Here is a 12246-nt window from a genome sequence, read left to right on the forward strand (position 1 = left end):
AGTCAGGACTGGATACCAACCGGGCCCATGAACGCGACAGTACATCCCGCCCCGGCGCGGTCGGATTCGACCGCGCTGCGCGATGGCGATGCGCTCGATCCGGCCATCGCCCGCCTGCTTGCCGAGGCCGGCGATGGGGATGCCGCTGCCTGGGACACCATCTACCGTCTGCTCTACGACGATCTGCATCGGATCGCCAAGTCGGAAATCCGCCGGCTGGCGATCGCCAGCCACTCGCCGACCTCGCTGATCAGCGAGACCTGGATCAAGCTCGCACGCGCGCATGTCCCGGCCGACTCGCGCGCGCACCTCGTCGCACTGCTCGCGCGCGCGATGCGGTTTGTGCTGGTCGACCAGGCGCGTCGGGCGACTGCCAGCAAGCGGGGGCGGGACATCCTGGTCGTCGCCAGCGCCGAAGCACGCGCTGTGCCTGGCGACGCGCTCGAACTCGATCAACTGCTGAGCATCCACAGCGCCCTGCAGGCGCTCGAGACCCTCGACCCGCGCCTGGCGCAGGTCGTCGAGCTGCGCTACTTCGCCGGACTGGACGAAGCCGAGATCGCGTCGCTGCTCGACGTTGCGGTGCGCACCGTCCGACGCGACTGGCGCAAGGCGCGCGCGTTCCTGCAGGCGCAACTGGACCGTCCTGTCGGCACGCGTCCCGGGCCATCGCAGCCGACGGGCGATCGCACCTAACGGCTGAACGCAGCGTTCGTCGACCGGGTTGTCCTGTTCCGGCGGCTTTTCGCGAATCAACTGGACAGAGGCTGCGCGCGCGCGGCCCGCACCGCCGCGCATCGATGGCCGAGCCCCCGCTCGACCGTCCACCGCCCGCGCACGCCCCGCAACCGATGTCCGATTTTCCGAGCAGCCAGGCATGCCCACTCCCCCCTTACAGCAGGTCCCGCCCCCCATCGCCCCGGCCGTGCATGGCGACGACGCGTCCCAGTGGCGCGTGGTCGCCTCCCGGATCGGTCCCGACGCGGCCGGGCGCTTCGAGCGCGTCGGCGACGGTCTGCGCCTGCATTTCGACGACGGCGCCATCCTGACGATCCGCCACCTTTTTCCCGCAGGCGAAGCCGTGGTCGAGACCCCGGCACAGCGCGACGCGCCCGATCAGGACACGCCGCCTCGAACGCCGGCCGACGCCGACACCAGTCCCGCGCATCCAGCATCGTCCACGCCACCGGACGCCGGCCGCGACACCGGCACCTGGCGGCTCGACGGGCACGGCTGGCACCTCGTGTCGCCCAACGGCCACAGCATCGACCTCACGCTCGCCGAACAGCGCCTGCTGGCGCGCCTGGCCGTATGCCCCGGACACCCGGTGGCGCGCGCCACGTTGATCCACTGCCTGGCCGATGACATCGACACCTTCGACCCGCACCGCCTGGAAGTGCTGGTCCATCGACTGCGGCGCAAGTGCAGTCGACGCGCCGGGACCGACCTGCCGCTGCGCACGGTGCACGGACTGGGCTACATGCTGATCTGGTAAGTCGCCCGGCCCGACGGGCGCCTGCGGCCGGCACGGGCGAGTCAGGCCGGTTCGTCGGGGATCAGCGACGATTCGAGCTGCGCGACCGCATCGCGCAGCGCCAGCTTGCGCTTCTTCAGGCGCTTGAGCATGACCTCGTCGTGCAGCCGATCGTGCTGCAACCGGTCGATCAATGCATCGAGCTCGCGGTGCTCGCCGCGCAACGCGACAAGACGCTGGGCAGGGGAGTCGTCGGCACGCTCGAAAGCCATGGTCGTGAGCTTACCCGAGCGATCGCGGCCCCGCTTGGCGCCTGCGCCCGGCCCTGCAAGAATGCGATCGCGCCAGTCGGGGGATGGCGCGTCGTCCATCGTCGATCCGCGGCGCCTCCGGCCGCGTCCGCTTTCGGAAAGACACGATGCGAATCCAAGCAAGCTCTCTGTCGATCGCCTGCGCCGCGCTGCTCGCCGCCTGCGCCACCTCCGCCAGCGCCCAGTCCAAGTACGACGGCTACCTGTGCTGCAACCTGCGCAGCGACGGCAGTTGGATCAGCGACAGCAACTATGCCGAAAACGGCAAGCGCGTGATCCCGGCCGGCACCCCGGCCAGCGTCACCGGCCACGGCCGCTACCGCGTCAACGTCCGGATCGACGGCCAACGCCAGTCGATCGGCAACGACTACAGCCGCGACCTCGATCTGGACACCTTCGCACGCCGCTACGTCGTGACCGAAGACCCGGCGGCGAAGATCGCGAGCTGGCCGGCCAAGGTGCAGGAGGCGGTGCGCCGCGCCAAGATCACCCCGGGCATGACCCGCGAGCAGGTCATCACCTCGCTCGGCTATCCGATCAGCAGCGAGAACCCCGACCTCGAGGCGCCGCTGTGGCGCTACTGGCTCAGCAGCTTCGCCGAGTTCCAGGTGCTGTTCGACGGGTCCGGTCGCGTGCGCGACATCAGCACCGACGCCAACACCCGCAACCTGGTCTGGGTGCCCTGACGCTGCGGCCGGCGCTCCTCACACCCGGGCGCCGGCCTCACACCGGGTGCAGGCGCAGCCCGTCCGCATCCAGCCGCAGGCCGATGTCGAGCCCGATCGCCTCGAGCAGGTCGGCATCGTGGGACACCACGAGCAGCGCACCGGGCCAGGCGCGCAGCAGCGCGACCAGCGCATCGACGCTGCCCGGGTCGAGGTGACTGGCCGGCTCGTCGAGCAACAACAACGGTGCGGCCGGCGTGACCCACGCCGCCGCGGCGATCGCCACGCGCATCCGCTCGCCGCCCGAGAGCGTGCGCATCGGCCGTTCGACGTGGTCGCGGCCCAGCCCCAGCAACGCGAGCCGGGTCGCGATCGTCGCGCGCGCCTGCCCGGGCATCGCCGCCTGCAGCCAGTCCAGCGCCCCGGTCTCGCCCGGCAGGCCGTCGAGGTGCTGGTCGAGCGTCTGCGCCGGCACCAGCGCCCGGGCAGACCCGCTGGCGAGCCTGGCCTGGCCGAGCAGCGCACGCAGCAGGGTGCTCTTGCCGCTGCCGTTGCGGCCGGTCAGCCCGATCCGCACCGGCCCGCTCGCCTGCCAGTCGAGTGCGGCGACCGGATGGGCGCAGGTCGGATGCGCCTGCGCGATGGCCAGCACCTGCCGGCCCGGCGGCAAGGCCACTGCCGCCTGCACGAACTGCGGCGCGGCGGGGGCATCGAGCGCGTCGAAGGCCGCGCGTACCGCCTGCTCCCCGGCGTCGAGCCGCTGGGTGAGCGCCACCCGCCGACGGCCCTGGCCGCGCTCGGCATTGTCGGCGAGGCGATCGAGCAGCAACGGCGACTGATTGGCGTCGCGATCGGCGCGGCGGCCGCGGGCCTGTCGTTGTTCCAGACGTTGGCGCTCGCGCGCGACCGCCTGCTGGGTCCGCGTGCGCGCGACCCGGGCCTGCTGCAACGCCGCCTCGCCCTGGCGCAGGCGGTCTGCGCGCACGGCGCGCCAGGCAGCAAGACCGCCGTCGACACGATGCAGCGCGCCGGCACGCAGTTCGAACAACCGCGGCATCGCGTGCAACCACGCCGCATCGTGGCTCGCCACGAGCACCGCGCCGCTGCGACGCGCGAACACGTCCTGCCAATGCATCGAGGCCTCGGCGTCGAGGAAGGTGCTCGGCTCGTCCAGCAACAGGATCGGCGCGGGAGAATGCGCGATCGCCAGCAGGCGCAGTTGCTGGCGCTCGCCGCCCGACAGCCGCGCCGGATCCGCGTCCAGGCCGACGCCCTCCAGTCCCAGGGCATCCAGGCGCTCGCGCCAGGTCGTCTCCAGCGTCCAGTCTTCGCCGACGCGCACCACATCCTCGGCGCAGCCGTCACCGGCCAGCAGCCGGCGCAGCGCATCCAGGCGCGGACCGTCGCCGAGCAGGTCGATCACCCGCGCCGGCAATGTCGCCGGTACCTGCGGCAGCCAGGCCAGGTCCGCGGTGCGGTGCACCCGGCCGCCCTCGGGGGATCGGTCGCCGGCGAGCTGGCGCAGCAGGGTCGACTTGCCGCTGCCGTTGTCGCCGACCAGCGCACTCGGCCCGGCGGGCAGGCGCAGGTCGAGACCGGCGTAGAGCACCCGCCCATCGGCGAGCGTCGCCGTCAGGTTGCGGGCATGCAGCGGATCGGAAGGTGCGGCGTCCGACGGGACGACGCCGGCCGGGGCGAAGCCCGGGAACGGAACAGAGGACATGACGTGACCTGTGCGCAGACTCGAATGGCGTCCTCGAGCGGAGGACGGCGGCTCGGATGTCGGCTCAGTGCTTCACGTCTGCGGGTCTCCCAAGGGCGGCGCGACGGGCGCCGGCGGTCGGCCGCAGTATAAGGCGCGCCTGCCCGCAGCACGCGGCACGCGCGCTGAACGCAGGTCGCAGCCGCGCAGGCCGGCGCCGTTAGACTATGGGCGATGAGCACCGTCCTGCCCCTGCCAGACCCCCTGCCCCGCACGCTCGACCCGCGCCGCGCGGCGCACGAGACCCAGAAACTGGGCAAGCGCCTGCGCCACCAGGTGGGACGCGCGATTGCCGACTTCGGGATGATCGAGGACGGCGACAAGGTGATGGTCTGCCTGTCGGGCGGCAAGGACAGCTACACACTGCTCGACATCCTGCTGCAGTTGCAGGCCAAGGCGCCGGTGTCGTTTTCGATCACCGCGGTCAACCTGGACCAGAAGCAGCCCGGTTTTCCCGAGCACATCCTGCCCGAGTACCTGCGCACGCTCGGCGTGGATTTCCACATCATCGAGCAGGACACCTATTCGGTCGTCTCGCGCGTCGTGCCCGAAGGCAAAACGATGTGCTCGCTGTGTTCGCGGCTGCGCCGCGGCGCGCTGTACACCTACGCCGAGGCCAACGGCTTCACCAAGATCGCGCTGGGCCACCACCGCGACGACCTGGTGGCCACGTTCTTTCTCAACCTGTTCTTCCACGCCAAGCTCAGCGGCATGCCGCCCAAGCTGCGCAGCGACGATGGCAAGCACGTGGTGATCCGCCCGCTGGCCTATGTCGCCGAGGCCGACATCGTCGCCTACGCCGACGCCAAGGCCTTCCCGATCATCCCGTGCAATCTGTGCGGCTCGCAGGAGAACCTGCAGCGCAAGCAGGTCGGGCTGATGATGGCGCAGTGGGAGAAGACGCACCCCGGGCGCATCGAAACCATCGCGCGCGCGCTCGGCGACATCCGCCCCTCGCAGCTCAGCGATCCGAAGCTGTTCGACTTCCTGTCGCTGGGCAGCCGCAGCGCGGCCTTGCCCGACGCGCACGACTGGCTGGCCGGCGCGCCGCACGACGTTCGCGACTGAGCCGCGACGCCGCCGCGTCCGGTGACGTGGCAGCAGGCCGCGCACGCGATGGCGGCGCCACGGCTTGTTCCTTTTTCAATCCCCCATCCCAATCACGGCCTTTCGATGTTCTTCAAGAATCTGACCCTGTTCCGCTTCCCCACCTCCGTCGATGTCTCCGAACTGGAGACCCAGGTCGGCGAGTTCCGCCTGCGCGACGTCGGCCCGCTGGAGATGTCCACCCACGGCTTCGTGCCGGCGCTGGGCCGCGAGGCCGATGCACTGACCCACCGCATGGAAGACGGGATCTGGCTGGCCGTCGGCGGCCAGGAGAAGATCCTGCCCGGCGCGGTGGTCAACGAATTCCTGGCCGTGCGCATCGAGGAGTACGAGGAAAAGAACGCGCGCAAGCCGGGCGGCAAGATGCGCAAGCAGATGAAGGACGACATCCTGCAGGAGCTGCTGCCGCGTGCATTCGTGCGCCCGGTGCGCTCGGATGCGTTGATCGATCTGGAGCTGGGCGTGATCGCGGTCAACACCTCCAGCCGCAAGAGCGCCGAGAACGTGGTCAGCCAGGTGCGCACCGCGATGGGCAGCTTCCCGGCGCTGCCGCTCAACGCCGAGACCTCGCCGCGCGCGGTGATGACTGGCTGGATCGCCGGCGAGCCGTTGCCCGATGGCCTGGCGCTGGGTGAAGAGTGCGAGCTGAAGGATCCGTCCGACCAGGGCGCGATCGTCAAGTGCCAGCGGCAGGACCTGCAGTGCGAGGAGATCACCCGCCATCTCGACGCCGGCAAGCAGGTGACCAAGCTGGCGCTCACGCTCGACGACCAGATCGAGTTCGTGCTCGGCGAGGACCTGATCGTGCGCAAGTTCAAGCTGCTCGACGGCGCGCTCGACACGCTCGAGCACACCGACGCCGACGACCGCCAGGCCGAACTCGATGCGCGGTTTGCGTTGATGCGCGGCGAGTTCAAGCGGCTGTTCAAGGCGCTCGAGGGCGCGTTCAAGCTGTCGAAGGTCGAATGAGCGCAGGCGCGCCCTGCGCGCGCCTTACACTCCGCCCATGCCGCCGTCCTCGCGCCTGACCTCGTCGTCCCCGGCTGCCACGCCGGTGCGTCGCGACACGCTCGAGGTCCGGCTCGACGACGGCCGCCGGATCCAGGTGCTGCGCGTGCGCGATCCGCGTGCGCGCCGCATTCGCCTGAGCGTCAGCGAGCGTGGCGCGCGGTTGACGCTGCCGCTGCGCGCCAGTCTCGCGGCCGGCGAAGCCTTCGTGTACCAGCACCGCGCGTGGCTCGCCGAGCAGTTGGCCGAACACGGCGAGACCTCGCCGCTGCACCGCGACCTGACCACGCACTTGCCGCTGCGCGGCGCGCTGCACGCGGTGGATTGGCAATCAGGTCGCTTCGCCCACGTCCGAGCGGACGGCGAGCATCTGGTGTTCGCCGCGCCCGCACAGGCCGGTCCGGCGGCGCTGCAGCGCGCGCTGCGCGAGTTCTACGAAGCCCAGGCGCGCGCCGACGTCGCCCGCTGGCTGCCCGGCTACCTGCCCGGCCTGCCGCGTACGCCGTCGCGGATCCGGATCCGGCCGATGTCCTCGCAGTGGGGCTCGCTGGCGCCCGACGGCACGCTCGCGCTCGACCTGGCCCTGGTGCTCGGCACGCCGTCGGCGTTCGAGTACGTGCTGGTGCACGAGCTCTGCCACCTGGTGCATGCCGACCACTCGCGCGCATTCTGGCGCGAGGTCGAGGCGCGCTGCCCCGACTGGCGGCGGGCACGCGATTACTTCCGCAGCGAAGGGCGACGGCTCAAGGGCACGCTGCACACGCTGCTGACAGGGTGAGCGCCGAGCGACGCGCGCGCCGCAGGGGACTCAATGCTGGAGGAAATCCCCGATCGCCGCGGCGACCGCGTCGGGCTGCTCCATGTGCAGATGGTGCCCGCCTGCGATCACGACCAGGTCGCCATCGGGCAGCAGGCGCGCGCGGCGGCTGCGGTCGGGCTCGGGCAGATAGTCCTGCGGTGGGTCGGCATAGATCACCCGGGTCGGGCAGTCGATGCCGGCCACGAGCGCATCGACCTGGCCGGGCGTCATGCGCACCGCGGTCGGCACGGTCAGCCGCGGATCGCTGCACCACACGTGGCCGCCGTCGACGGCCTGCACGCCGCGCTCGACCAACCGGCGCGCCGATCCTTCCGACAGCGCATTGACCCGCATGCGCGCACGCACCGGGGCATCGAGATCGGGAAACACGCGCAGGGGCCGTTCGCCCAGTCCACGCGCGGACGTCACCGCTTCGCGCAGCCGCACGACAGTGTTGTCCTCGGTCTCGGGCAACGCCCCGAGCGCCTCGATCGCGACCAGCCGCTCGACCCGCTCCGGACACGCGGCGGCGACCAGGCTGGCGATGCCCGCGCCCATCGAGTGTCCGAGCAGCGCGAAGCGGTCCCACTGCAGCGCATCGGCGATATCGAGCACCTGGTGCACCGCGCCGACGAAGGTGTAGTCGGTCCCCTTGGGCATGTGCACGCTGCGGCCGTGTCCGGGCAGGTCGGGCGCGACCAGATCGAGCCCGTCCAGATGCGCGGCCAGCGGCCCGAAGCTCGCGGCGTTGTCGAGCCAGCCGTGCAGCGCCAGCACCCGGCGCGCGCCCAGGGTTCCGAAGCGCAGGCCGCGGACGGTACCGATACCGATCTCCAGCGCGAAGTCCGCGCCGGTCATGCCCATGTGTCCAGTTCGCGGCGCAGCAGCGTCGCCATCGCGTCGGCATGCGCGGGCGCGTCGTTGAGGCAGGGGATGTAGCGCAGCCGCGTGCCGCCGTTGGCGACGAACAACTCGGCGTTCTGCATCGCGATTTCCTCGAGCGTCTCCAGGCAGTCGGCCGGAAAGCCCGGGCACAGCACATCGACCTCGCGCACGCCCGCCTTGGCCATCGCGACCAGGGTGGCATCGGTCGCCGGCTGCAGCCACTTGCCGGCGCCGAAACGGGACTGGTAGGCCATGCGGCAGTCGCCGGCTTCGCTGCCCAGGGCGTCCACCAGCCCGCGGAACGTCGCCTCGCAGCGCTCGGCGTAGGGATCGCCCTGGTCGACGATGCGCTGGGGAATGCCGTGGAACGAGCACAACAACACCTCGCCCCGGCCATGCGCCTGGCGATGCGCCTGCACCGAAGCGGCCAGCGCCTGCAGCCAGCCCGGGTCGCGTGCGTAGTCCTCGATCATGCGGACCTCGACGCCGTCGATCGGGGTTTCGGCGATGCGGTCGGCGACCGAGGCGGTGGTCGTCGTCGAATACTGTGGATACAGCGGCAGCACCAGGATCCGGCCGATGCCCTCGGCGGCCAGCGCGCGCATCGTCGGCGCCAGCGCCGGGCGGCCGTAGCGCATCGCGTGGACCACACGCAGCTCGGGCATCCGCGCATCGACCGCCTCGGCCAGCCGACGCGTGTACACCGCCAGCGGCGAGCCGCCATCGAGCCAGATCTCGGCGTACTTGTGCGCGACCTTGGGCGAGCGTCGCGGCAGGATCACCCGGCGCAACAACGGCAGCCACAACCAGCGCGGCAGGCGCACCACGCGCGGATCGGACAGGAATTCGTCCAGATACGCCCGCACCGCGTCGGCGGTGGGCGCATCGGGCGTACCGAGGTTGACGATCAGCACGGCGGTGGCGACCGGCGCGGCGCCTGGCGGAAGCGGATGAGCGGACATCCGCATAGGATGGCAGGCTGGCCGCCGCAATGCAGCCGACACGATCGCCGCGCCGCAGCCGGCCGAACTCATGCACGATTCATGGCCTCGTCACTAGCCTGAATCGGCCGCTCCGCGCCGCGTTGCGCCCTCGCCCCTTCTCATTTTCCGGAGCCTTCCATGCGCCTGTCCCCGCGTCGTTCCCTGTTGATCGCCGGTCTCGCCGTCGCGCTCGTCGCAGGCCCTGCTCTCGCAGGTCCACGGGAGGACGCGCGGGCCCAGAATGCGGTGCGCGTGCTCAACGAGATCCAGGCGATCCCCGAGTCCGGCATCCCGGACAAACTGCTCGACGAGGCCCGCGCGATCATCGTGATTCCCGACACCGTGAAGGCCGGCCTGGTCATCGGCGGTCGTCGTGGTCATGGCCTGCTGTCGGTGCGCACCGCCGACGGCACCTGGTCCAACCCCGCCTTCGTCAAGCTCACCGGCGGCAGCATCGGCCTGCAGGCGGGCGTGCAGTCTTCGGATGTGGTGCTGGTGTTCCGCAACGAACGCAGTCTCGAATCGATCGTCAACGGCAAGTTCACCCTGGGCGCCGATGCCGGCGTCGCCGCCGGTCCGGTGGGCCGCAATGCGGCGGCGCTGACCGATGGCCAGCTCAAGGCCGAGATCTGGTCGTGGTCGCGTGCACGCGGCCTGTTTGCCGGCGTCGCGCTCGACGGCGCGGTGCTGTCGATCGACGACGAGGCCAATGTCGCGGTCTATGGCAACACCACCACGCCGCGCGCGATTCTCGAGAACCGGCCCGGTCAGGCGCCGTCAAGCGCGATCGTCGATTTCCGCGATCGCCTGGAAGAGGCCAGCGCCACCGCGCGCGTGGCCCGCGGCGGCGCCGCCGTGGCCTCGGGTGCCGCGCAGCCGGCGCCGCGGATTCAGGGCGTCCCCGAGGCGACCACGCTGCCGGCGCAGTCCTACGACCCGACGCCGCAGCCCTTCGAGACCGTCAACGACCAGCCCGCGCAGGTCGAACCGCTGCCGTAAGCACCGCCGGGCTTGCGCTCCATCGGCGCGTGAGGCCGGCGGGCGTGGTCGGTGCGCTATCCTAGCCGTCCACTCGAATCAGACTGGTCCCGCCATGGGCAGTTTCAGCATCTGGCATTGGCTCATCGTCCTGCTCGTCGTGCTGCTGGTGTTCGGCACCAAGCGGCTGCGCGGTGCCGGGCGCGACCTCGGCGAGGCGGTCAAGGGCTTCAAGAAGGGCATGCACGACGACGATGTGCCGCCCGAGCGTCTCGACGACCGTTCGCGGGAGTCGGAGTCGACCGCCGACCGCGCGCGACGCGAAGACCACACCCCGCGCTGATCGCGGGTCGACGCGCGCGACGATGTTCGGGATCGGGTCCGGCGAACTGCTGATCATCGCGGTGGTCGCGTTGATCGTGCTCGGCCCGGAGCGATTGCCCAAGGCCGCGCGTTTCGCCGGGCTGTGGGTCCGCCGGGCGCGCACCCAGTGGCATTCGGTCAAGGCCGAACTGGAACGCGAACTCGAGGCCGAGGAGCTCAAGCGCAGCGTCCAGGACGCGCAACGTTCGATCGCCGATGTCGGCACCCAGTTGCGCGATGCCCAGAGCAAGGTGCGCGACGAGTTCGACGCCGTCCGTCGCGGCGCCGCCGAACTGGCCGACGAGGCCCGGCGCGTGCACGGCCCCCCGGCCGCGCCCCAGGCGCAGGCCTCGCCCCCGCCCGCCGCCGACCCCGAGATGCCTGCACTGCCGCCAGGCGCGATCGCCGCCGATCCGACCTCGCCCCCACGCGTCCCCCAGGAGGCCGGCGATGGCGCGGCACGCTGACGACGACGCAGGCGAGGGCAGCCTGGTCGATCACCTGATCGAGCTGCGCATGCGCCTGATGCGCGGCCTGGCCGGCACCGGCATTGTGCTGGTGGTCTTGCTGCCGTTCGCCAATCGCCTGTACGGCCTGCTCGCCCAGCCGCTGCTCGACAAGCTGCCCGAAGGCGCGCACCTGATCGCGGTCGAGGTCGCCTCGCCGTTCTTCGCGCCGCTCAAGCTCGCATTCTTCACCGCGCTAGTGGCGACCATGCCCTGGCTGCTGTACCAGGCCTGGGCGTTCGTCGCGCCGGGCCTGTACAAGCGCGAGAAGCGGCTGGCGCTGCCGCTGCTGGCTTCGGCGGTCGCGCTGTTCTACATCGGCTGCGCGTTCGCCTTCTTCTTCGTCTTGCCGTCGGTGTTCCGGTTCCTGACTCTGGTCACCCCCGATGGCGTGGCGATGATGACCGACATCAACGCCTACCTGAACTTCGTGCTGGTGATCTTCCTGGCGTTCGGCCTGAGCTTCGAGTTGCCGGTGGCGCTGGTGATCCTGGTGCTGCTGGGCTGGGTGACCACCGACCAGTTGCGCGAGGCGCGCGGCTACGCGGTGGTCGGCGTGTTCGTGCTGGCGGCGGTGATCACCCCGCCCGACGTGGTCTCCCAGCTGATGCTGGCCGTGCCGATGTGCCTGCTCTACGAGGCCGGCATCATCGCCGCCCGATTGCTGGCGCCCAAGCCCGGCCCGCTGCAAGACCGCGCATGAGCGCGGGCGCGCCGACGTCGCTGCCGCGCCGCTATGCGGCCTGGTCGCTGGACGCGGCCGCGATCGCCGTGGTCGTCGTCGCACTGCTGCATCGCCGCCTGTGCGCGGGGCTGGCCGCCTGCGGCGAGACGCTCGACGCACTGAGCCTGACGATGGCCGGCACGATGGCCGACGCCGCCGACCGCGGCGTCGCACCGGCGGCGCTGGCCCGGACCTGGCTGGCCGATCCTGCGCTGCACGCCGCGGTCGGTCAGTTGTCGGTCGCAGTCAGCGCCTGGCTGCTGCCGCCGATGCTGGCATTTGCGCTGCTGGCCCTGTTCTGGTTCGCGGGATTCGAAGGCTCGCGCTGGCAGGCGACACCAGGCAAGCGCCTGCTGGGCCTGCGCGTGGTCGACGACGACGGCCTGCCGCCCGGCCCCGTGCGCGCGACGCTGCGCCAGGCGGCCGGCCTGCTGTCGTGGGCCAGCCTCAACATCGGCCATGCGCTGGCCGGACGCGCCCCGCGCCACCAAGCCTTGCACGACCGGATCGCCGGGACCCGCGTGGTCCGCGTCGATGCGCGGCCGATGCCCCTGCCCGTGCGGCTGTGGCTGGCGCTGCAGTTGCCGGCCTGCTTCCTGCTGCTGGCCTGGCTGATGCACGCCGTCGATCGCAGCGTGACCGCCGCGCTGGACGCGACGCTGGGGCTGTAGGCGCCCGCGT

General features: G+C 71.3%; 15 protein-coding genes. 11 read left to right on the forward strand and 4 right to left on the reverse strand.

All coding sequences use genetic code 11. The features are described 5' to 3' along the window. The first annotated feature begins 27 nt into the window (after positions 1 to 27). Both ABE505_RS02545 and ABE505_RS02550 read left to right on the forward strand, forming a co-directional pair. Complete coding sequence (locus ABE505_RS02545) at positions 28 to 696, forward strand: ECF-type sigma factor (protein WP_346441844.1); 669 nt, start codon at positions 28 to 30, stop codon at positions 694 to 696. A gap of 181 nt (positions 697 to 877) precedes the next feature. Then, a complete protein-coding gene (locus ABE505_RS02550; protein ID WP_346441845.1) occupies positions 878 to 1495 on the forward strand; it encodes a helix-turn-helix domain-containing protein in 618 nt (205 codons plus the stop codon). Positions 1496 to 1536: 41 nt separating this feature from the next. On the opposite strand, the gene ABE505_RS02555 is transcribed toward ABE505_RS02550, so the two are convergent. After that, entirely contained in the window at positions 1537 to 1746 is a 210-nt protein-coding gene (locus tag ABE505_RS02555; protein WP_346441846.1) for a YdcH family protein, read from the reverse strand. A gap of 146 nt (positions 1747 to 1892) precedes the next feature. Between ABE505_RS02555 and ABE505_RS02560 the strand changes: the two genes are divergently transcribed. Further along, positions 1893 to 2471: a hypothetical protein gene (locus tag ABE505_RS02560; RefSeq protein ID WP_346441847.1), complete on the forward strand. Its 579-nt coding sequence runs from the start codon at positions 1893 to 1895 to the stop codon at positions 2469 to 2471. 37 nt (positions 2472 to 2508) lie between these two features. Here the strand turns inward: ABE505_RS02560 and ABE505_RS02565 are convergent, their stop codons facing one another. After that, positions 2509 to 4173: an ATP-binding cassette domain-containing protein gene (locus ABE505_RS02565; RefSeq protein ID WP_346441848.1), complete on the reverse strand. Its 1665-nt coding sequence runs from the start codon at positions 4171 to 4173 to the stop codon at positions 2509 to 2511. Between the two features lie 213 nt (positions 4174 to 4386). Here ABE505_RS02565 and ttcA point away from each other — a divergent pair, with 213 nt between their 5' ends. The 3 genes from ttcA to ABE505_RS02580 all read left to right on the forward strand — a co-directional run bounded on the left by ttcA (position 4387) and on the right by ABE505_RS02580 (position 7105). After that, the gene (gene ttcA, locus ABE505_RS02570; RefSeq protein WP_346441849.1) at positions 4387 to 5280 is read left to right on the forward strand and encodes a tRNA 2-thiocytidine(32) synthetase TtcA; all 894 of its coding nucleotides are present in this window, start codon (positions 4387 to 4389) and stop codon (positions 5278 to 5280) included. Between the two features lie 105 nt (positions 5281 to 5385). Next, positions 5386 to 6288, forward strand: coding sequence for a recombination-associated protein RdgC (locus ABE505_RS02575; protein WP_346441850.1), 903 nt, complete (start codon positions 5386 to 5388; stop codon positions 6286 to 6288). Between the two features lie 37 nt (positions 6289 to 6325). Further along, positions 6326 to 7105, forward strand: coding sequence for a SprT family zinc-dependent metalloprotease (locus ABE505_RS02580; protein ID WP_346441851.1), 780 nt, complete (start codon positions 6326 to 6328; stop codon positions 7103 to 7105). Positions 7106 to 7135: 30 nt separating this feature from the next. Here ABE505_RS02580 and ABE505_RS02585 read toward each other — a convergent pair whose 3' ends face one another. Both ABE505_RS02585 and hemH read right to left on the reverse strand, forming a co-directional pair. Next, positions 7136 to 7984 carry an alpha/beta hydrolase gene (locus tag ABE505_RS02585; protein WP_346441853.1) on the reverse strand — a complete coding sequence of 283 codons (849 nt, stop codon included), beginning with the start codon at positions 7982 to 7984 and terminating at the stop codon, positions 7136 to 7138. Beyond that, complete coding sequence (gene hemH / locus ABE505_RS02590; RefSeq protein WP_346441854.1) at positions 7981 to 8973, reverse strand: ferrochelatase; 993 nt, start codon at positions 8971 to 8973, stop codon at positions 7981 to 7983. The genes ABE505_RS02585 and hemH overlap by 4 nt, the downstream gene beginning before the upstream one ends. A gap of 159 nt (positions 8974 to 9132) precedes the next feature. On the opposite strand from hemH, the gene ABE505_RS02595 reads away from it, so the two are divergent. From ABE505_RS02595 to ABE505_RS02615, 5 genes are all read left to right on the forward strand, one after another. Then, on the forward strand, positions 9133 to 9993 hold the full coding sequence (locus ABE505_RS02595) for a lipid-binding SYLF domain-containing protein (protein ID WP_346441855.1): 861 nt from the start codon (positions 9133 to 9135) through the stop codon (positions 9991 to 9993). Positions 9994 to 10087: 94 nt separating this feature from the next. Further along, positions 10088 to 10315 carry a Sec-independent protein translocase subunit TatA gene (gene tatA, locus ABE505_RS02600; RefSeq protein ID WP_346441856.1) on the forward strand — a complete coding sequence of 76 codons (228 nt, stop codon included), beginning with the start codon at positions 10088 to 10090 and terminating at the stop codon, positions 10313 to 10315. 22 nt (positions 10316 to 10337) lie between these two features. Continuing rightward, entirely contained in the window at positions 10338 to 10802 is a 465-nt protein-coding gene (tatB, locus tag ABE505_RS02605) for a Sec-independent protein translocase protein TatB (RefSeq protein ID WP_346441857.1), read from the forward strand. Continuing rightward, positions 10786 to 11544, forward strand: coding sequence for a twin-arginine translocase subunit TatC (tatC, locus tag ABE505_RS02610; RefSeq protein ID WP_346441858.1), 759 nt, complete (start codon positions 10786 to 10788; stop codon positions 11542 to 11544). Before tatB ends, tatC begins: the two co-directional genes overlap by 17 nt. Further along, on the forward strand, positions 11541 to 12236 hold the full coding sequence (locus ABE505_RS02615) for an RDD family protein (RefSeq protein ID WP_346441859.1): 696 nt from the start codon (positions 11541 to 11543) through the stop codon (positions 12234 to 12236). The genes tatC and ABE505_RS02615 overlap by 4 nt, the downstream gene beginning before the upstream one ends. Positions 12237 to 12246: the final 10 nt, after the last annotated feature.

The sequence above is a fragment of the Luteimonas sp. TWI382 genome, assembly GCF_039674545.1.
GTDB lineage: Bacteria > Pseudomonadota > Gammaproteobacteria > Xanthomonadales > Xanthomonadaceae > Luteimonas.

Excerpts from the sequence above, each read along its gene's own strand:
- ABE505_RS02545 (WP_346441844.1), top strand. The coding sequence starts at position 28 with ATGAACGCGACAGTACATCCCGCCCCGGCGCGGTCGGATTCGACCGCG.
- ABE505_RS02550 (WP_346441845.1), top strand. The coding sequence starts at position 878 with ATGCCCACTCCCCCCTTACAGCAGGTCCCGCCCCCCATCGCCCCGGCC.
- ABE505_RS02555 (WP_346441846.1), bottom strand. The coding sequence starts at position 1,746 with ATGGCTTTCGAGCGTGCCGACGACTCCCCTGCCCAGCGTCTTGTCGCG.
- ABE505_RS02560 (WP_346441847.1), top strand. The coding sequence starts at position 1,893 with ATGCGAATCCAAGCAAGCTCTCTGTCGATCGCCTGCGCCGCGCTGCTC.
- ABE505_RS02565 (WP_346441848.1), bottom strand. The coding sequence starts at position 4,173 with ATGTCCTCTGTTCCGTTCCCGGGCTTCGCCCCGGCCGGCGTCGTCCCG.
- ttcA (WP_346441849.1), top strand. The coding sequence starts at position 4,387 with ATGAGCACCGTCCTGCCCCTGCCAGACCCCCTGCCCCGCACGCTCGAC.
- ABE505_RS02575 (WP_346441850.1), top strand. The coding sequence starts at position 5,386 with ATGTTCTTCAAGAATCTGACCCTGTTCCGCTTCCCCACCTCCGTCGAT.
- ABE505_RS02580 (WP_346441851.1), top strand. The coding sequence starts at position 6,326 with ATGCCGCCGTCCTCGCGCCTGACCTCGTCGTCCCCGGCTGCCACGCCG.
- ABE505_RS02585 (WP_346441853.1), bottom strand. The coding sequence starts at position 7,984 with ATGACCGGCGCGGACTTCGCGCTGGAGATCGGTATCGGTACCGTCCGC.
- hemH (WP_346441854.1), bottom strand. The coding sequence starts at position 8,973 with ATGTCCGCTCATCCGCTTCCGCCAGGCGCCGCGCCGGTCGCCACCGCC.
- ABE505_RS02595 (WP_346441855.1), top strand. The coding sequence starts at position 9,133 with ATGCGCCTGTCCCCGCGTCGTTCCCTGTTGATCGCCGGTCTCGCCGTC.
- tatA (WP_346441856.1), top strand. The coding sequence starts at position 10,088 with ATGGGCAGTTTCAGCATCTGGCATTGGCTCATCGTCCTGCTCGTCGTG.
- tatB (WP_346441857.1), top strand. The coding sequence starts at position 10,338 with ATGTTCGGGATCGGGTCCGGCGAACTGCTGATCATCGCGGTGGTCGCG.
- tatC (WP_346441858.1), top strand. The coding sequence starts at position 10,786 with ATGGCGCGGCACGCTGACGACGACGCAGGCGAGGGCAGCCTGGTCGAT.
- ABE505_RS02615 (WP_346441859.1), top strand. The coding sequence starts at position 11,541 with ATGAGCGCGGGCGCGCCGACGTCGCTGCCGCGCCGCTATGCGGCCTGG.